19 protein-coding genes and 1 tRNA gene are annotated in these 17,647 nt (G+C 70.6%); 11 read left to right on the top strand and 9 right to left on the bottom strand.

From position 1 onward, the window contains the following. Positions 1-152 precede the first annotated feature (152 nt). Positions 153-911, top strand: coding sequence for a class I SAM-dependent methyltransferase (locus CA12_RS04465; RefSeq protein ID WP_145357678.1), 759 nt, complete (start codon positions 153-155; stop codon positions 909-911). Further along, positions 908-2,317 carry an APC family permease gene (locus CA12_RS04460; protein ID WP_145357677.1) on the top strand — a complete coding sequence of 470 codons (1,410 nt, stop codon included), beginning with the start codon at positions 908-910 and terminating at the stop codon, positions 2,315-2,317. Before CA12_RS04465 ends, CA12_RS04460 begins: the two co-directional genes overlap by 4 nt. A 741-nt stretch (positions 2,318-3,058) precedes the next feature. Here CA12_RS04460 and CA12_RS04455 read toward each other — a convergent pair. Together CA12_RS04455 and CA12_RS04450 are read right to left on the bottom strand one after the other, a co-directional pair. Next, positions 3,059-3,892, bottom strand: coding sequence for a hypothetical protein (locus tag CA12_RS04455; protein ID WP_145357676.1), 834 nt, complete (start codon positions 3,890-3,892; stop codon positions 3,059-3,061). Between the two features lie 156 nt (positions 3,893-4,048). Next, positions 4,049-5,326, bottom strand: a complete 1,278-nt coding sequence (locus CA12_RS04450) for a calcium:proton antiporter (RefSeq protein ID WP_145357675.1) — start codon at positions 5,324-5,326, stop codon at positions 4,049-4,051. A gap of 284 nt (positions 5,327-5,610) precedes the next feature. Here CA12_RS04450 and CA12_RS04445 point away from each other — a divergent pair, with 284 nt between their 5' ends. Continuing rightward, positions 5,611-5,811 (top strand): cold-shock protein, encoded by a 201-nt coding sequence (locus CA12_RS04445; RefSeq protein WP_145361310.1) that lies wholly within the window; start codon positions 5,611-5,613, stop codon positions 5,809-5,811. 284 nt (positions 5,812-6,095) lie between these two features. After that, on the top strand, positions 6,096-6,407 hold the full coding sequence (locus CA12_RS04440) for a hypothetical protein (RefSeq protein ID WP_145357674.1): 312 nt from the start codon (positions 6,096-6,098) through the stop codon (positions 6,405-6,407). Between the two features lie 145 nt (positions 6,408-6,552). Here the strand turns inward: CA12_RS04440 and CA12_RS04435 are convergent, their stop codons facing one another. Then, the gene (locus CA12_RS04435; RefSeq protein WP_165700547.1) at positions 6,553-7,344 is read right to left on the bottom strand and encodes a DUF2490 domain-containing protein; all 792 of its coding nucleotides are present in this window, start codon (positions 7,342-7,344) and stop codon (positions 6,553-6,555) included. A gap of 317 nt (positions 7,345-7,661) precedes the next feature. On the opposite strand from CA12_RS04435, the gene CA12_RS04430 reads away from it, so the two are divergent. The 5 genes from CA12_RS04430 (at position 7,662) to CA12_RS04410 (ending at position 10,728) form a co-directional block, all read left to right on the top strand. Further along, positions 7,662-8,612 carry an NAD(P)-dependent alcohol dehydrogenase gene (locus CA12_RS04430; RefSeq protein WP_145357672.1) on the top strand — a complete coding sequence of 317 codons (951 nt, stop codon included), beginning with the start codon at positions 7,662-7,664 and terminating at the stop codon, positions 8,610-8,612. A 43-nt stretch (positions 8,613-8,655) separates the two neighbouring features. After that, on the top strand, positions 8,656-9,018 hold the full coding sequence (locus tag CA12_RS04425) for a VOC family protein (protein ID WP_145357671.1): 363 nt from the start codon (positions 8,656-8,658) through the stop codon (positions 9,016-9,018). A gap of 87 nt (positions 9,019-9,105) precedes the next feature. Then, complete coding sequence (locus CA12_RS04420; protein WP_145357670.1) at positions 9,106-9,729, top strand: TetR/AcrR family transcriptional regulator; 624 nt, start codon at positions 9,106-9,108, stop codon at positions 9,727-9,729. 20 nt (positions 9,730-9,749) lie between these two features. Beyond that, a complete protein-coding gene (locus CA12_RS04415) occupies positions 9,750-10,214 on the top strand; it encodes a DoxX family protein (RefSeq protein WP_145357669.1) in 465 nt (154 codons plus the stop codon). Positions 10,215-10,308: 94 nt separating this feature from the next. Further along, a complete protein-coding gene (locus tag CA12_RS04410) occupies positions 10,309-10,728 on the top strand; it encodes a VOC family protein (protein WP_145357668.1) in 420 nt (139 codons plus the stop codon). A gap of 96 nt (positions 10,729-10,824) precedes the next feature. Here CA12_RS04410 and CA12_RS04405 read toward each other — a convergent pair. Further along, a tRNA-Pro gene (locus CA12_RS04405) sits at positions 10,825-10,898 on the bottom strand. Positions 10,899-11,193: 295 nt separating this feature from the next. Here CA12_RS04405 and CA12_RS04400 point away from each other — a divergent pair. Beyond that, complete coding sequence (locus tag CA12_RS04400; protein WP_145357667.1) at positions 11,194-11,817, top strand: thioredoxin family protein; 624 nt, start codon at positions 11,194-11,196, stop codon at positions 11,815-11,817. A gap of 150 nt (positions 11,818-11,967) precedes the next feature. Continuing rightward, entirely contained in the window at positions 11,968-12,705 is a 738-nt protein-coding gene (locus CA12_RS04395; protein ID WP_145357666.1) for a TlpA family protein disulfide reductase, read from the top strand. Between the two features lie 80 nt (positions 12,706-12,785). Here the strand turns inward: CA12_RS04395 and CA12_RS04390 are convergent, their stop codons facing one another. The 5 genes from CA12_RS04390 to CA12_RS04370 all read right to left on the bottom strand — a co-directional run bounded on the left by CA12_RS04390 (position 12,786) and on the right by CA12_RS04370 (position 17,546). Then, positions 12,786-14,339, bottom strand: coding sequence for a sulfatase family protein (locus tag CA12_RS04390; protein ID WP_145357665.1), 1,554 nt, complete (start codon positions 14,337-14,339; stop codon positions 12,786-12,788). A 116-nt stretch (positions 14,340-14,455) separates the two neighbouring features. Further along, a complete protein-coding gene (locus CA12_RS04385) occupies positions 14,456-14,857 on the bottom strand; it encodes a hypothetical protein (RefSeq protein WP_145357664.1) in 402 nt (133 codons plus the stop codon). 82 nt (positions 14,858-14,939) lie between these two features. Continuing rightward, positions 14,940-15,425, bottom strand: a complete 486-nt coding sequence (locus CA12_RS04380; RefSeq protein ID WP_145357663.1) for a hypothetical protein — start codon at positions 15,423-15,425, stop codon at positions 14,940-14,942. Next, positions 15,425-16,726, bottom strand: a complete 1,302-nt coding sequence (gene larA / locus CA12_RS04375) for a nickel-dependent lactate racemase (RefSeq protein WP_145357662.1) — start codon at positions 16,724-16,726, stop codon at positions 15,425-15,427. Before larA ends, CA12_RS04380 begins: the two co-directional genes overlap by 1 nt. A 97-nt stretch (positions 16,727-16,823) precedes the next feature. After that, positions 16,824-17,546 carry a pyridoxine 5'-phosphate synthase gene (locus tag CA12_RS04370; RefSeq protein ID WP_145357661.1) on the bottom strand — a complete coding sequence of 241 codons (723 nt, stop codon included), beginning with the start codon at positions 17,544-17,546 and terminating at the stop codon, positions 16,824-16,826. Between the last annotated feature and the right edge of the window lie 101 nt (positions 17,547-17,647).

Here is a 17,647-nt window from a genome sequence, read left to right as displayed (position 1 = left end):
CGCAGGCTGTCGGGCCGACGTAGGGAACGGGCCGGCACAGGGAGGATAGGTCTCCGCCGGCGGCCCGGGAAGGGGATCCCGGCTGCGCCGCGATCGACGCAGCCGCGGTATGCTGCGTTTCGCTCCCCCGCTCCCGCCGCTGTCGCATCTCCATGAATCGTCCTCTGCCCCGCCGCCGCGCCGCGACCCTGTTCCTTCTGGCCGTCGCGTGCGCCCCCGGCGTGGGCGTGAGTTGGGCTCAGGAGGAGGTCGCCCCGGCGCCGGAGTCGGTGAAGCCGGGGATTAACGACCGCTTCCTCAACGAGGACCTCGACGCCGCGGAGTGGGCCGGGCGGTTCGAGGTGGAAAGCCGGGAGGCGTTCGCCGCCCGGGAAGCGGTCGTCGCCGCGTTGAAGGTCGAACCGGGGCAGACGGTGGCGGACGTCGGCGCCGGGACCGGCACGCACATGGAGCTGTTCGCCGCGGCGGTGGGGCAGGGCGGCCGGCTGTTCGCGGTCGATCTGGCGCCGGCCTTCGTGGCCCGGCTGCGGGACCGGGCCGCCGAGCGGGGGATCTCGCAGATCACCCCGGTGCTGTGCTCGGAACGCTCCGTGATGCTGCCGGCGAACTCCTGCGACCTCGTCTTTAATTGCGACACCTATCACCACTTCGAGTTCCCCGACCGCACGCTGGATTCGATCCGCGCCGCCCTGAAGCCCGGCGGGCGCTTAGCGGTGATGGACTTTGAGCGGATCCCGGGCGTCAGTTCGGAATGGACGCTGGGCCACGTGCGGGCCGGCAAGGCGACGGTGCGGGCGGAGATCGAAGCCGCGGGGTTGGAATTCGTCGCTGAGCCGAAGGTGGAGGGGCTCTCCGAAAACTACCTCATCATCTTCCGCAAACCGCTCCCCGCGCCGGACGCCGCGGAGTGACGACTGCACCGACAGCGGCCGAGCCCGGCGAACCCGAGTCCGGGAACGCCGGCGGCGGGTCCTTCAACACGGCGGCGCTGGCCGCGGTGGTGGCGGCGTCGATGATCGGCGCCGGCGTGTGGACGACCTCCGGCTACACCCTGGCGGCGTTGGGCACGCCGGAGCGGGTGATGCTCGTCTGGGCGCTGGGCGGGGCGCTGGCGCTGTGCGGGGCGGCGGCCTACGGCGGGCTGGCGGAGCGCGTGCGGGGCAGCGGGGGGGAGTATTTATTTCTCGCCCGCACCGTTCACCCGCTCGCCGGATTCCTCGCCGGGTGGGTCAGTCTGCTGGCCGGCTTCACCGGGGCGGCGGCGTTCGCGGGGCTGGTGCTGGAGGGCTACCTCTGGCCGGACCGGCCGGAGGACGTCCCGCCGGGGCTGGTCGCCGCCGCCGCCGTGCTGCTGTGCGGGGCGCTGCACGCCCTCACCCCCCGCGGCGGGACGCGGACGCAAACCGTCGTGGTCGCGGCGAAGCTGGCGCTGATCACGCTGTTCTGCCTGTACGCCGGGGACCGCTGGCTCCGCGGGTACTTCGTCAACGCGGCAACCTTTCCCATGGAACCGCCGGCGGACGCCCCGGCCGGCTGGGCGCTGATCGCGGCGCTCGCGGGGCAGTTGGTGTGGATCTCGGCGAGCTACTCCGGCTTCAACGCCGCGGTGTACGTCGCCGGGGAGGCCCGCGATCCCGGCCGCAGCGTCCCCCGGGCGATGCTGTGGGGCACGGCGGCGGTCACGGTTCTTTATTTGCTGTTGAACGCCGTGTTCGTGTTCGCCCCGCCGATCGAGCGAGTCGCAGGTCAGAATGACGTGGCGGCGGTCGCGGCGCGGTTTCTGGGCGGGGGGCAGCTGGAGTTCGCCGTGCGGGCGGTGATCTGCATCGGTCTCGTCACCAGCCTGTCGGCGCTGGTGCAGACCGGCCCGCGGGTCTATGCGAAAATGGCCGCCGACGGCCTGTTCCCCCTGCCGAAGCTGTTCCGGCTGCGTGAAGACGGCTCCGCCCCGCCGTCCACGGTGCTGTTGCAGGCGGCGCTGGTTGCGGCACTGTGCCTCTCCGGCACGACGATCCGCGGGTGGCTGGATTATCTGGGGCTGACGCTCTCCCTCAGCGCCGCCGGGGCGGTCGCCTGTTTGTTCCTGTTGAAGTCGCGGGGCGAACCGGTGCCGGCGTGGCGGTTGGCCTGCGGGGCGGTCTTCGTGCTCGCCACGGTCGGGTTGGCGGCGGTGAAGTTGCTGAACCCGCCGGCATGGTTCCACCCGCTCGGCCCGCCGGCCGGTCTGGCGGCGACCGTGATCAGCGGAGCGGTTCTCTACTGGGCCTTCGCGGCCTGGAAGGACCCACAGAAAGACCGCCCCGTCGCGTCGTTGTGAGCCCGGAGCGCAAGCTCCGGCCGTGCGTCGGGCTGCCAAACCCCGCGGAGACGCAGGGCGGTCTCGCGGTTCGTCTCCGCAACGTCTCTCCTGTCAGAGGCTTCCGGCAAAACAGGTCCCGAGCCCGCAGAGGGTGAGGGCACGATCGTTTCCCCCCGCACCGGATGCGGGGGCCGTCGGGCCTTCGCGGGGCGGGTGAAACGGCCGACGTTGGTGACGGACGCCGCCGAGCCCGCCCCCGCGTCGATCGGCCTGCGCAGCCGGCCGGCGCGATCCGCCCCCCGCCCGTCGGCACGGACGCCGCACCCCGCCGCGCGACCGTCCGGGAGAGCCATCGAGCCAGGTTCCCACGAACTGGGCTCGACCGGCCCCGGGCGCCGCGGGCGGCACGTCCCCGAGGCCCGGCGAACGCCGGTCGCCCGTATTCCTCCTTCACTCCCCACACCCCGGCGTCCACCCGCCGGGCCCCGGCGCCGGTTTCCCCGGCACCGGTTCCCCGGTACAGGCCGGGCGGGGCGGCGAACGACACGCGTGATGCAGAACCCCAGGCGACCGGTCCTCCCACGAAAAGGGGACCCGGCGGCCCGACCGCGGAGCGCTCCGATTTGGAGCGCCTCCCCGGCCGGGTTCGCCGCTGCGCGGATTCTGCCGCGGCGCCGCTCCACGGCCGCCCGAGGCGCGCGCCGAGGCGGTTCGGCATGCACCGCATTGCCCGGCCTCGGCTCGCGCCCCGGGCTGCCGTCAGAGTGCGGCCGGTTCCTCCAGCGTGCCGTCGTCGAAGCCGGGGCGGACGAAGGTGCGGGCGGCGGGGAAGGCCCGGTCGATGCCGGCCCGCAGGCTGGCCAGACGGCGTTGGAAGTCGGCGATCTCCGCGGCGAACTCCGCCCGCCGGGCGGGCAGGGCGGCCGGGAGTACGTCCCGCAGCACGGTCCAGCCGCCGAACGTCCGCTCTGCGGCGAGCAGCGCCACCTTGGCGCTGCCGGCCCGGTCCCGGGCGTTCCCCTTGGCGTCGGAGCGGACGGCCCGCTGCAACTTCGGCCCCAACTGCACGCCGTACCAGCGGATCACGTCCAACGCGTCCGCCGGCGCCACGCCGCAGGGATGCACCGCGGCGGCGTCGCAGGCGATCTGGGCCGCCTCCCCGTGCTCCCGCAGCCATTTCAGCAGGTCGACGGCCAACTCCCGGGCGGCGATCGCCAGCGGGTCGGTCGGTTCGTCGCGCTCCTCGAGGGCGGCGTCGCCGTCCCAGTCGTCCGCCTCGGCCTCCTCATAGATGGCCGCCGCGGCGCCGTCGCCCTGCCAAACTTCGTCCACGGTGGAGGCGTCCGACTCGTGCAGTTCGCCGCGGGCGTCTACGCCGTAAACGGTCTTCAGCGCCCGCCAGAAGCGGGCGCGGCGGTCGGCGTCGGTGTCGGCGGGGTCCGCCAGATCGCCCAGTTCCAACTCGAACGCCCGCAACCGGCAGCGCCCGGCCAGCGGGCAACGTTCGCACCAGCGATCGCAGTAATCGGACACGCCCTCGATATACGGCCCGCCGGGGCCGTGCGTGGGGGCGGCGTCGGAGCGTTCCGTCATCCGCCCAGTTTAGGCCGCGGGGGCGGGTCGGGTGAGGGGGGAGGGGTGATGAGGGAGGGGTGGGGAGTTTCGGAGTCGCCCGCCGTCGGCCGACTGACCTCTCCTCCCCCCTCCCTCATCACTGCTCCCTCGCCCCGCCGTCCTCACCTGCCGGCCTCAAGGGTGAAACCAGAAGACGAGGGCGAAGAACACGTACATCGCCAGGAACATCGCTCCTTCCAGCCAGTTCGACTCCCCGTCGGACAGGGCGTTCCCCGCGACCAGCACCGCCGCGGCGAGGCTGAGCAGTTCGAACAGGCTGAACTCCAGCGTCATCAACTCGCCCGGCCCCCAGCCGTTCATAAAGCCGCTGGCGAACACCAGCACGGGGGCGACCAGCAACGCGACCTGCAAACTGCTGCCCATGGCGATCTGGAAGGAGAGCTCCATCTTGTTCTCCCGGGCGACCCAGACGGCGACCAGCCCCTCCGCCGCGTTGCCGACCACCGCGACGACCACCACGCCCAGGAACAACTCGCTGATATCCAGCGTGCCGCTCTCCCGGAACAGGTCGATGGCGTGCACGAACGCCTCCGAGAGATAGGCGACGCACAGCGTGGCCCCCAGCAGCACGGCGGCGGCGGTCTTCACCGACCACTCCGGCGCCTCGTGCTCCGCCTCGTCGGACCGCAGCAGGAAGCGGTGCGTCCGCAGACTGAAGATCAGCATGAGCACGTACAGGCCCAGCAGGATGCCGGCCCCGGCGAGGGTGACTTCGTCCGTGTACTCGGCGGCGATCGTCTTCGCCTCGGCCAGCCGCTCGACGCGGCTCGGGCCTTCCTCGCCCGCCCCGGCTTCGACCAGTTCCTCCGCCGCCGGGACGAGCGTCGGGTCGAGGCCGGGCAACTCCGCGACCAGATGCACCAGCGCCGGCACGGAGAGGATGAGGACCGTCACCCACAGCATGCCCACATTGGCGTGGGCGCCGGTGCGGCTGAACTTCTGCGTCGTATATTTCGTCCCGCCGTAAACCATCGCCGCCCCCAGGACCAACAACAGGTTGCCGAGGATCGACCCGGTGATGCTGGCCCGCACCACGGGATACAGCTTGGGGCCCTCCGAGAGGGCGAACACGGCGATGATGAGTTCGGTGACGTTGCCGAAGGTCGCGTTCAACAGGCCGCCCCACAGTGGGCCGGCGTAGAGGGCGACTTCCTCAGTCGCTTTGCCGATCAGCGTGACGGTGCCCAGGATCGCCAGCGCCGCGGCGACGAACAGCCAGCCGGGGGCGTCGTCGCCGACGCCGGAGAACTGCAGGAACAGCACGGCCGGCAGACCGAGGGCCAGCAGGGCGGCGATCTTCGGCAGGGTCTTCCAGAACGGCCGCGTGCGGTGCGGCACGACGGGCTTCTTCTTCGGCGCCGGAGCGGCGGGAGGCGGGGCGGATTTGGCCATGGCGGCGTGTGTCCGCTTTCGCCTCGCCGGTGTCCAGCGAACGGATTCACGGGGCTATCGACGGACGGGGCCCGGGGGCGTCTCCCATCCCCGCCCGCGGCGGTAGGGAGGAGCCCCGACCGCGGGCAATGGCTAACTCCCTTTTCGCGTCTGGCAAGTCTCCGGGCGCGTAGGGTTGACGCGGCGGCGTCGGTCCTGCAGGATGCTTCAATCGGCGGCCTGCCGCCCCGCGAGTCCGCGGGAAGCTCGGCCGGCCCCACTCAAGTTTTTCTGTGCGTGCGGCGATGGCTGAAGGTGTGATCAAGCGGGTGACCGATAAAGGCTTTGGCTTTATCGACGCCGGTACCGGCAAAGACCTGTTCTTCCACATGAGCAATCTCGAAGGCGTTCGCTTCGAAGAGCTCTACGAAGGCCAGCAGGTCGAGTTCACCCAGGGCGAAGGCCCCAAGGGTCCCCGCGCCGAGGGCGTTCGGCCGATCGGCTGACGCATCGCCCGCTTCGGACGACGGTTCCCGAACGACGGTTCGCACGCCCCGCGCTTTGCCCGGGCGACGAGCGGTCCCTCGACGGATTCGACCTCGCCCTATAAACTCCCCGCCCCGCCTCACCCGGTCCCACCGGCGCGACGCGGGGCGGTTCTCGTTCGAGCGCTCCCGCGGGGCTCGCTCGTCGCGTTCCCACTCCCCCGGCGTTGCGGCCGCGTGCCCGCCCGGGCGTTTTCCCCTCCACCCTCGGCGGCCAGCCCCGCCGGCCGAACCCCAGGCTGTTGATGTTTCGCTGTCAAAACTGTGGCACCGTCGTTCCCCCGCGCACCAAAACGCGGTCGGCGACCGTGCAGCGGCGTCCGGTGGAGTACGCCGAACGCACCGCCGAGGTCCAGGGCCGTCGCGGCCGCGCCCGCACCCGCACGATCGATCGCGGCGGGTTCGGGCATGAGATCATCCGCGAACTGAAGATCTGTCCCGCCTGTGCGGACATCCTCGAAGAAGCCCCCATCCCGGAGAAGCCGGTGCGGGAGGTCTTCGACGACGAGGATTACGACATGGGCGACGACGAACGCGACGACGACGACAAGGACTGACCTCCCGTCGAGTCGCGTCCGCCTGCAAACGTCCCGGCTCCTCCGCGGGGGAGCCGGGCGTTTTCGTGCGCGGCCGCCGGCGACCGCCTCGGCGCCGGTTGCAACGGGCGCCGGCGTCCTCCCCGCCAGGGCGGACGGGTTGGGATCAGAAGAAGAAGTTGACGGACAGGATGTGATTCATCACGTCCGTGCCGCCCTGCGAGTTGATGAACTGGTTCAGGTAGCCGATCTCCGTCCGGACGGGGGCGTCCGCGGTCGGCTTGTAGCCGACGCCGAAGAACGCCCGGTTCTGGTCGAGACCGGACTGCGGGCCCCACTCCGCGTCGTTCAGGTTGAAGAAGACTTCGTCCCAGGCGATCAGCGACCACTCCGGGCGGCCGGTCCCGCCGCAGAGCCCATCGCAGCCGGCGTCGCAGGCGTCGTCGCCGCGGGTGAGGAGGTATTGGGCGCGGGCCAGTTGCCGCAGGCGGAGGGCGACGTCGCTGCTCCCCTCGATCGTCCGCTGCTCGAATCGGCTGCGGTGCAGGAAGCGATAATCCCCGGCCGAGGGGGACCACGTCCACTGCTGCCAGTAGCGGTGCTCGTTGACGTGTTCGGGGTCGAAGTTCGACCCGCCGCGGTCGATCGGCTGCGTGTTGATCCAGGCGTAGCCGGCCCACAGCGCCTGATCGTCGGCGATCTTCCGGCCGATCCCCGGGCGGACGAGGCTCTGATTGAAGCCTTCGGCGTCGTCCGAAAGGCGGATCTGCCCGTCGAACCAATAGAGCCAGGGGGTGGACCCGTCGTCGGAGAAGTCGATCTCCCCGTTGCTGAACGCCGCGAACCACAGCCCCGCGTCGTCGAGCGTCTGGGCCGAGGCGGCGCCGGGAGACGCCAGCGCCGCCACCGACAGCGCGGCGGTCAGGATCCCGATTCGTCCGAAGTGAAACTGTCCCATTGTGAGCGCCTTCCCTGGCGGACCGTCACGAACTTCCAGTGCTTCATGAGGGTCGGCCGGCGTTCGCCGGGGCGTGAGCGAATCGCCCCGCATCCGCTTCGGCCCGGTGGGACGGGCGCCGGTCGTGCGGACGGGGGAAACGTCGCCAGCGGCGTGGCGGCGGTCCTGAAGCGGCGTTGAAGCACCATTGAGCCGGCGTCGTCCCCAGCGCCCCGCCCGGGAATGTTCCCGCGGGCCGCCGGGCGGCGCTCGGGTAGGACTCCCCCGGCGTCACGACCGCCCCGCCGCCCCGCCGTTCGTGCTGAGAGGGAGCCCCCATGCGTGCCATCGTCTTCCGAGACTACGGCGACCCGGACGTCCTGCACCTGGAGGACCGGCCTGACCCGGAGTACGGGGGCGACGAGGTCCTCATCCAAGTGGCCGCCGCCAGCGTGAACCCCGTCGACGCCCGGCTGCGGCAGGGCGAGATGAAATGGCTGCTGCCGGGCGGGTTCCCGCGCATCCCCGGCTACGACGTGGCCGGGACCGTCGTTGCGGCGGGGGACCGCACGCACTTCAAACCGGGCGATCGGGTGGTGGCGTTCCTCGATCACCTCTACGGCGGGGCGTCCGCGGAACGGGCGGTCTGCTCCGCGGACAGCATGATCCCGATCGGCGACGCCGTGCCGTTCGACGAGGCCGCCGCCATCCCGCTGGCCGCCTCGACGGCGCTCCAGTCGCTGCGGGATCACGGCAAGATGCAGTCCGGCGACCGCGTGCTGATCAACGGCGCCAGCGGGGGCGTGGGCGCCTTCGCCGTGCAGATCGCCGCGGCCTACGGGGCGACCGTCACCGGCGTCGCCGGCGGGTCGAACGAGGCGTTCGTGCGGGACCTCGGCGCCGCCGAGTTCATCGACTACGAGAAGACGTCGTTCGCCGACTCGGGGCAGAAGTGGGACGTGATCTTCGACGCGGCTGGGAAAAGCTCGTTCGGCAAGGCGAAGGCCGTGCTGACGGAGGACGGCCGCTACGTCTCCACGGAGCCGAGCCTGAAGAACGCGGCGACCTCGCTGCTGAGCTGGCCGATGGACCAGCAGAGCAAGGTGATGCTGGCCCAGTCACGGGCGGAGGACCTGACGGAACTGATGCGCCTGTACGACGCCGGCCAGTTGAAGGTGACGATCGCCCGCCGCTTCCCCCTCGCCGAGGCCGCCGCGGCGCATCGGATGATTGAAAACGACAGTTTCCGCGGGAAGATCGTGCTGACGGTCGACGCCGCCCCGGGGTGAGCCGGCGTTTCGATCCCGCGGTTCCGCCGTTCAGGACGCTGCAATGCCGCTCCGACGGATCTTCGCCCACCTCAGTTGCTCCGATCCGTCGGCGAGCGGCGCCTGGTTCGCCGCCCTGTTTAATCGGGAGCCGGACGCCCGGCCGATGGGCAGCCTGCAGGAATGGCATCACGGCGACGCCGCCGGGCTGCAACTGTTCGAGAACCCCGCCGACGCCGGCCACGGCACGCTGACGCTGATCGTGGACGGCCTGCCGGCGGAGCGAGCCCGGTTGGAGGCCGCCGGCCTGAACCCGGGGCCGATCGAACCGGCGAACTACGTCCGCCTGATCCGGCTGCGGGACCCGGACGGGAACCTCGTCGTCCTCGCCGAGCCGCAGGACGCCGCCCCCGCCGGCGGTTCGTGACGCATGCGGGGGGCCGTTCGGAACCCCAATCGCACGGGTTCGGGATTGCGAGCGTCTCCGCGGTGCGGTACATACCAACCGGTCGGTATGGAAAAAACAGCCAAACAGCTCGCCGGGGAACAGACGCGGGCCAACCTGCTCGACGCCGCCCTGATGGCGTTGCGCCAGAAGGGCTACGCCGCCACCACCGTCGACGATGTCTGCCGGGCGGCGGCGGTCACCAAGGGGAGCTTCTTCCACCACTTCTCCAGCAAGGAAGCCCTCGCGACGGCGGCGGCCCAGCACTTCGCCGACTTCGCCGACCGCATCTTCCGCGACGCCCCGTACCAGCGGCTGCCCGATCCGCTCGACCGCCTGCTGGGGTACGTGGACTTCCGCATCGCCCTGCTGCAGGGGCCGATCCACCAGTACGCCTGCCTGCACGGCACGCTGTTGCAGGAGATGTACGAATCGCACCCGGCCGTCCGGGAGACGATCGAACCGCTGATGTTTCAGCACGTCGCGATGATCGAACGCGATGTCGCCGCGGCCGTCGCGGCCCGCGAACCCCGGCCGGACGTCGACCCGCACACCTTGTCCGTGCACATGCAAACGGTGCTGCAGGGGGCCCTGATCTACGCCAAGGCCGCCAACGGCCCGGCCGTCGCGATCGAGAGTCTGCGGCACCTCCGCCGCTACATCGAGCTGCTGTTTTCCTCCTCCCCGCCGTAACCCAGCCGCAGGTCCGCCCGGTGTCTCAAGCCCTCGCCCCGTCAGCCCTCGCCCCGTCGTCTCCCGTCGATGCCGTCACGACCCCGCCGCACTCGTCGTCCGCCCGGCCCGGTCGGGCGGCGTATTGGGCCGGCTGGCTTCTCGGCGGGCTGCCGGCCGCGGCGCTGCTGATGGGCGGGGTGACGGACCTCCTCAAGCTCGACTTCGTCGTGGAGGGAATCACCGCAGCCGGCTATCCGGAGTCGATGCTGATCCCGCTGGGCGTGGTCATCGTGCTGTCGGCGGTCCTGTACTTCGTGCCGCGCACGTCGGTTCTGGGGGCGATCCTGCTGACGGCCTACATGGGCGGGGCGGTGAACCACCACGTCCACCGCAGCGAATTCGGCCAGATCGTCCCGGGAATCGTGTTTGCGGCGCTGCTGTGGCTCGGATTGCTGCTGCGCGACCTGAACGTCCGCCGGGCGCTGTCGCTCCGGAATCGCTGACCGCGGGGAACGACCCCGCCCGCCCGGCCCGTCGACCGGCGCCGGCCAGTTGGCTTTCTTCCACGTCATCCCTCATTCACCCCTCGCCAGCGCCATGTCCCGCGAAATCTTCGTCAACCTGCCCGTGGCCGACCTCGAGAGGAGCAAGGCGTTCTTCACCGCCCTGGGGTTTCGGATCGATCCGCGCTTCACGGACGAGACCGCCGCCGGCGTAGCCTTCAGCGACACGATCTACGCGATGCTGCTGACCCACAAGAAGTTTGAGGAGTTCGCCCCGCGTCCCATCGCCGGGCCGGACGTGACCGAGGCGATCGTCTGCCTGTCCTGCGAAAGCCGGGAGGAGGTGCAGGACCTGATCGCGAAGGCCGTCGCCGCCGGCGGCAGCACGCACCGGGAGCCGACGGACGCGGGTTGGATGTACTTCCACGGCTTCCGCGACCCGGACGGCCACGCGTGGGAATTGATGTTCATGGACCAGACCGCGGCGGCGGAGCATTTCGGCCCCGCCGAATAACCGACGGGTCGCTCCTCTCGGCGGGCGGTCCCGGCGGGGGAACGCCCCCGACGGGGATCCAAAAGAAACGCCCCGCGGGAAGCCCGCGGGGCGAAATCGGGATGACAAGATTCGAACTTGCGGCCTCTACGTCCCGAACGTAGCGCTCTACCAGGCTGAGCTACATCCCGTGATTGGTTGATCCGTCCCGCCGTCGGGGCGGCGGGGGGGCGAAGTGTGGCGAACGGCGGCGGGGGTGTCAACGCCGGTCCTTCCGTCGCCGCCGCGGCGATCGGCGGAACCGGCCGGGGCGGCGAACTCCGCCGGATCGCTGCGACCCGTTGTGTCGCCGGCGTGCGGCGGTACGATGGCCGGACACCGTCCACCGGCCGTCGGTTCGCCGATCACGCCCGGTTCCCTCACGGTTCCCGCCGGCCCCGAATCAATCGGGCGCCGCCGTTCCCTCGAATCTGCAGGATTCCACGGATGCACTGTCGCCCCGCGCTCGTTCGCTCGCTCGCCCCGTTGCTCGCCCTGACGTTGGGCGTCGTCTCCGTCGGCTCGGCGGACGCCTCGGAGTTCAATCAGGTCCTCGACGTGGGGGACAAGGCCCCGGCCTTCGAGAAACTGCCGACCGCCGACGGCAAAACGCTCTCCCTGGCCGACCTGAAGGACAAGAAGGCGGTCGTGATCGTCTTCACCTGTAATCACTGCCCGGTCGCCAAGGCCTACGAGGGGCGGATGAAGGCCTTCGCGGAGGAGTACGGCAAGAAGGGCGTGGCACTGGTCGCCCTGTCCGTCTCCCAGGAGCCGGAGGACGAACTCTCCCAGATGACCGCCCGGGCCAAGGAGCAGGGCTTCAACTTCGCCTACGCCCGAGACGAGTCGCAGGCGGTCGGTAAGGCGTACGGCGCGACCGTCACCCCGCAGACCTTCGTGCTGGGGCCGGACCGGAAGGTCCGCTACATGGGCGCCTGGGACGACAGCTGGCGTGAAGCCAAGACCGCCGAGGAGCACTACGTCCGCGACGCCGTCGACGCCGTGCTGGCTGGCGCAGAACCGGCGATCTCCGAGAAGCGGCAGGTCGGCTGCGGCATCGTCTACGAGTGAGCCGCCCGTCTGGGGAATCGCCGTCCGAGTGATTCCCCCAGGCGCGATCGCCGCGGCGCCCCGTCGTCTGCGGCGATCGTAAGTGCGCTCATCCACGAACCGGCCCGTCGGGCCGGTTCGTTCCCGTTTCCGCCCCCGCTCGTTTCTCCGATGCGCCGCTACCCCTTTGTTCCGACCCTCGCCGCAGCGTTCGTCGTCGGCCCGCTCCTCCTCACCGGCTGTAGTGAGGGAACGTCGCCCTACGTCGACGAGGCCGCGGAAGCGACCGAGGGCACCGGCGAGTTCCCCGACGGGGCGGTGAACCGCTCCCTCGACCCCGGCGACGCCGGCACCGTCGGCCCGGCGAACCTGGACGGCGAACCGGACGGCGACGAAGCCGGCGCCACCACGGAGGGCATGAACACGGAGGGCGCGAACGCGGAGGGCATGAACGAAACCGCCCCCGCCGGCCCGCCCGTCACCGCCAAGCCGGTCAGCTACGAGGAGTTGCGGTCCCTCATCGAAGCCGCGGACGGCCCCGTGCTGGTGGACATGTGGGCGGACTGGTGCGCCCCCTGTCGCGAGGCCTTCCCGCACACCGTCGCCCTGGCCCGCGAGCACAAGGAGGACGGGCTGACGGTCATCTCGCTGGCGTTCAACAGCGAGAAGGACCTGGACGCCGTGCAGTCGTTCCTCACCGAGGTCGGCGCCGGCGAACTGACGAACGTCTACACCGAGGACGGCGGCGAGAGCGAGCAGTGGGACCCGCTGGCCGGCCCGGACGGCCTGCCCCTGCCGACCCTGCTGGTGTTCAACGCGGACGGCGAAGAGGTCGCCCGCATCATCGGCGGCGGGGAGGGCCCGCGGGCCGAACTCGACGCCGCCGTCGCCGACGCCCTCGGCGGCTGACGGCTCAAGACTGTGCTGCGAACGCTGCGTCACGCCGAGGGGCCGCGGCCCCTCGGCGTGACGCATGCGCGGACTGCGGACTACCGCTGAGTTCTCCCGCCGCTGAGGTATGCCTCCAGTCGCTCCGCCATTTGGTTGGCGATCTCCGGGCGTTCCTCGATCAGGTTGTTCGTCTCCCGCGGGTCGGTCTCCAGATCGAACAGCGCCAGCCGCGGGACTGGGGTGGCGGCGAGTTTCGTCTCCACCACGAGGTTCTGCGTGCGTTTGCCGTCGTGCCGGTGCAGTTTCCAGCGGCCCTGCCGCAGGGCGAAGGCGCTGCCGTTGTTCTGCACGACCAATTCTTCCCGACCCGTCGCCCCCGGCTCGCCCCGCAGGGCGGGGGCGACGTTCACGCTGTCCGGGCAGGCCCCCGCGGGAATCTCCACGCCGGCCAGCGCCGCCAGACTCGCCGGCAGGTCGATCGTGCAGACGACCGCCTCGCTGACGCCCGGTGCGATCGTCCCCGGCCAGCAGGTGATGAACGGCGTCCGCACGCCGCCCTCGAACACGCTATATTTCCCCCCGCGATACGGCCCGGCGGCCTGGTGGTCGCCGATCTGCTCGACGGCCCCGTCTTTGTACCCGTCGTCCAGCACCGGGCCGTTGTCGGAGCAGAACACGACCAGCGTCTCCTCCGTCAGGCTCAGCCGCTCCAGCGCCGCGGTCAGTTCGCCGACGCACCAGTCCAACTGCACGATCGAATCGCCGCGGAACCCCAGCGACGTGGCCCCCTGGAACCGCTCGTGCGGCATGCGGGGCACGTGCAAGTCGTGGGAGCTGAAGAACAGGAAGAACGGGTCGTCCGGGCTCTCCTGCTGATGGGTCTCCATAAAGGCGACGGACTCCGCGACCCAGCGATCGGCGAGGTCCTCGTCCCGGAAGCGGGCCGCGTGGCCGCCGGTGTAGAAGCCGATCCGGCTGATGCCGTTATGAATCGTGCCGTTGTGGCCGTGGGACCAGTCCATCTTCAATTCGTCCCGGTGCGTGATGCCGGTGGGATGCTCCGGCGACGGCTTTTTGGCGCCGACCCACAGCGGGTCGGCGGGGTCGAGGTTCAGCACCCGCCGATCCTGCACGTAGACCTGCGGCACGCGGTCGTTGGTGGTGGGCAGCAGGAAGGCGTGATCGAAGCCGATCTCCAGCGGGCCGGGCTTCAAATCGCCGTTCCAGTCCGGCCCGGCGCCGCGCTCGCCGAGGCCAAGGTGCCACTTGCCGACGACGGCCGTTTCGTAGTTCGCCTGTTTCAGCAGGTCGGCGACGGTGACTGTCTCCGGTTGAATGAGGGAGGCGGCGTTCGGCGGGGCGATGCCGGTGCCCTTCTGACGGAAGGCGTACATCCCGGTCAGCAGGCTGAACCGCGTGGGGGTGCAGGTCGAGGCGCTGCAATACCCGCTGGTGAACCGCTGGCCGCGGTCCGCGAGGGCGTCGATGTGCGGCGTTTCCAGTGCCGTCGCCCCGTAGCAGGAGACGTCCCCGTACCCGAGGTCGTCCGCCATAATCACCACCACGTTCGGCGGGCGTTTCTGCTCCCCGTCGTCCGCGACGGCCCCTGCGGGCAGGAACAGGGCGAAGCTGAAGGCGAAGCGGGCGAGCATCGGCGGACCAATCCGGGAAGGGGCGAACGCAGCCAGATTAACGACCCGGAAAGGCACCCGCCCCTGTGCATGCCGGCCGGGGCGAGGCGGCCGGTTCGGGGCGTTCGGTTGCGGCCTCACCCCGCCGGCGGGGCGATCACGCTGCCGTGGTCGAGCCCGGCGTGGCCGATGTCCACCCGCGAGAATTGAATCTCCGCGTCCTCCGGAATCCCGGCGAGAGCCTCGACCATCCCGCCGAGCGTGGGGACGAGGATGTCCGAGAACGGGATCGACTCGGGACGCCGGTCGAAAAAATCGAGCGCCGCCTCGAACGCGACCGCGGCGTCCCGGCGGGGGACGGGCCGCCCGTCGTCGGGGAACATGAGGTCTTCCAGTTCTCGCAGACCGGCCTTTTTGAGCCGTCGGTCGACCATCCGCAGGTTCGACAGCAGCGCGGGGACGAACACGTCCACGGCCCCGCCCGCCCCCTCCGGGGTTTTCCAGTTGAGACGGGCGGTCCTCAAGATTGCTTTAGGCATGACGAAAGTCCTCTCACGTCGGGGACAGCGTTGATCTAGGGAACGGCTCGGCCGGACATCCGACGCCTCCCGTCTCAGGCCGTTACGTGGAATCGACGGCGGCGCCGAGGCGGGCGAGCAGGTCGCGGCCGGCGCCGGCGTTCAGCCGGTTCAGGAGAATCATCATCGGGCGGGCGTCGGCGCTTTCGATCCACACGCCGTGGCCGGTCGGGGCGAGCGGGCGGACCGTGAACCCGGTGACCGCCTCCCAGCGGACCGTTCGCGGCGGGGGGAACGGACGGTTCGGACGGACTTCAATTCCCCGTCCGTCCCACCGCAGCGTCGCCGGCCGCGTCCACGCCCACATCGCCGCACAGGCGAGGGCCGCGGAGCCGAAGGCGCCCGCGGCCCACCATAGCGCCCACTCGGGCGACCGCCCGGCATCGAGCTCCCGCCCGATCGCCACGCCGGCGGCGACCGCCAGCGCTCCCGTGATCGCTCCGACGATCCCCAACACCAGGCCGCTCGGCCGGTACGCCTCCTCCCAGCCCTCGGTCGCGGGTCGTTGCGCGTGGGGCGGGACAGCCATCAGCCGGCGACCGCTTCCAACGTCGGCAGCACGTAGGGGCCCTCGGGGACCACAGCGATGCGGGCGTCGTCGCCGTGCTTCGCCAGGGCCGCGGCGACGGCGCTTTCCACGCTGGCGGCCCGGGTGACGTACAGTTTCTCTAATTGATCGGCGAACGGGGCGTGGTTCGTCACGTAGACCACCTCGCAGCGGCGGAGGACCTTGGCCATCTCCTCCAACTGCCATTGGTCCATCACGAAGAAGTCCGGCCGGGTCGGGTCGGCGCCGGTGATGGCGGTCATAAAGTCGGCCGGGTCGGGGAACTCCTCGAAGAGCCCCGCGAACTCCGGACTGCCGACGCCCTCCGTCATTTCCGCGGCGATAATAATCGTGCCGCCCTCCTTCATGACCGGCAGCACGCCCGTCAGGCCCTTGATCGACTGATAAAAGTTCTGATCCAGCGGGTAGCCGGCGGCGCTGGTGACGGCCACGTCGACCGGGCCGTCCACCGGCACCGTGACCACCTGCCGGGCGAAGGCGACGCCTTCGTGGAAGGCCTCTTCCATCTCCCCGGCGAACACGCCGGTGACGCGGCGGTCGCCGTCGAGGGTCACGTTGAGAATAAAATCGCAGCCGGCCCGGCGGGCGATCCAGGTGTTCTCCTCGTGAACCGGGTTCCCCTCCAGAATGCCGCAGTCGGCGTTGGGGTGCTCTAAAAACTGCGGGCCGTGCCAGACCCGCACCGTCTCCAGCGCCGCGATGCCGGGGCAGACGAGCTTGCGGCCGCCGCTGTAGCCGGCCATTAAATGCGGTTCGATCAGGCCGGTGGCGATCTTGAGATCGGCGTCCACATAGCGGGAGTCGATATGAATCGGCACCCCTCGCGGGCTGACGCCGAGGTCGGTGTGGCTGGCGAGGTCCTTGCCGAAGTGGTTTTCGACGCGGTAGTTCGCGGCGATCTCCGGACCGACCAGTTCGATCAACTCGTCGCCCTCGTTCGGCCGGTGCAGGCCGGTGGCGATGAGGATGGTGATCCCGTCCCGCGGTACGCCGGCGGCTTCGAGCGTCGGCAACAACTCGCCCAGCAACAGCTCGTTGGGCACCGGGCGGGTGATGTCGCAGATGAGGATGCAGGCCGTGCGCCGGCCGCGGGCCAGTTCGCTCAGCGGGGGGCAGCCGGTCGGTTCGCGCAGCGAGGCGGCGACGGCGGAGCGCGGGTCGGCCAGCGGCGGGGCCGGGCGGATCTCCAGCGGGCCGACGAGGTTGGCGTCGGGCACGACGGCTTCGAGGCCGGTTTTGCCGTAGGCGAGGGTGAATTTCATCGGCGGCGCTCCCGAGGGGTCCGCTGGGCGGACCGTTTCGAATGATCGTCGCACACCGTACACGGTCCGCGGAGCGGACCCTACACGAACGTCCCGCTCACCGGTGACCTGTCATCAACGCCTTCATCTCCCGCACGGCCTGTTCGAAACCGACCAGCACCGCCCGGCTGACGATGCCGTGGCCGATGTGCAGTTCCCGCACGCCGGGGATCGCCGCGATCGGTCGGACGTTGCGGTAGTTCAGGCCGTGGCCGGCGTTCAGTTGCATGCCCTCGTCCAGGACCCGGGAGGCCTCGGTCATGAGGATGTCCAGTTCGAGCCGGCGTTGGCGCTCGGCGGTCGCCTCGGCGTAGCGGCCGGTGTGCAGTTCGACGACCTCGGCGCCCAGCTCCGCGGCGGTGTCGATCTGCTTTTCCTCCGGGTCGAGGAACAGGCTGACCGGGATGCCGGCGTCGTGCAGTTTTTGAACGGCTTCGCGGACGGAATCCTTCAGTTCGTAGACGTTCAGCCCGCCCTCGGTGGTGATCTCCTGGCGGTTCTCCGGCACGAGCATCGCCACGTCCGGCTTCACTTCGATCGCCAGCGCGCACATCGCCGCGGTGGGGGCCATTTCGAGGTTGAGCCGGGTCTGGACCGTCTCCCGCAGCACGCGGACGTCCCGGTCTTGGATGTGCCGGCGGTCCTCGCGAAGATGCACCGTGATGCCGTCCGCCCCGGCCAACTCGGCCAACACGGCGGCCTGCACGGGGTCGGGCTCCGTGGTGCGGCGGGCCTGACGGACGGTGGCGACGTGATCGACGTTCACATGCAGGGCGGTCATGCGGCGGAGTGTAACGCGGCCGGCGTCGCCGTGCCGTCCGTCACCGACGGTCGCCGGGCGGTCCGCCGCCGGGCGGCGGCACTGCGAAATCGCCCGGTCGG

The sequence above is a fragment of the Alienimonas californiensis genome (assembly GCF_007743815.1).
GTDB classification, from domain to species: Bacteria; Planctomycetota; Planctomycetia; order Planctomycetales; family Planctomycetaceae; genus Alienimonas; species Alienimonas californiensis.
Note: the sequence above shows the minus strand (reverse complement) of the source record. Positions and strands in the feature narration are given on the sequence as shown.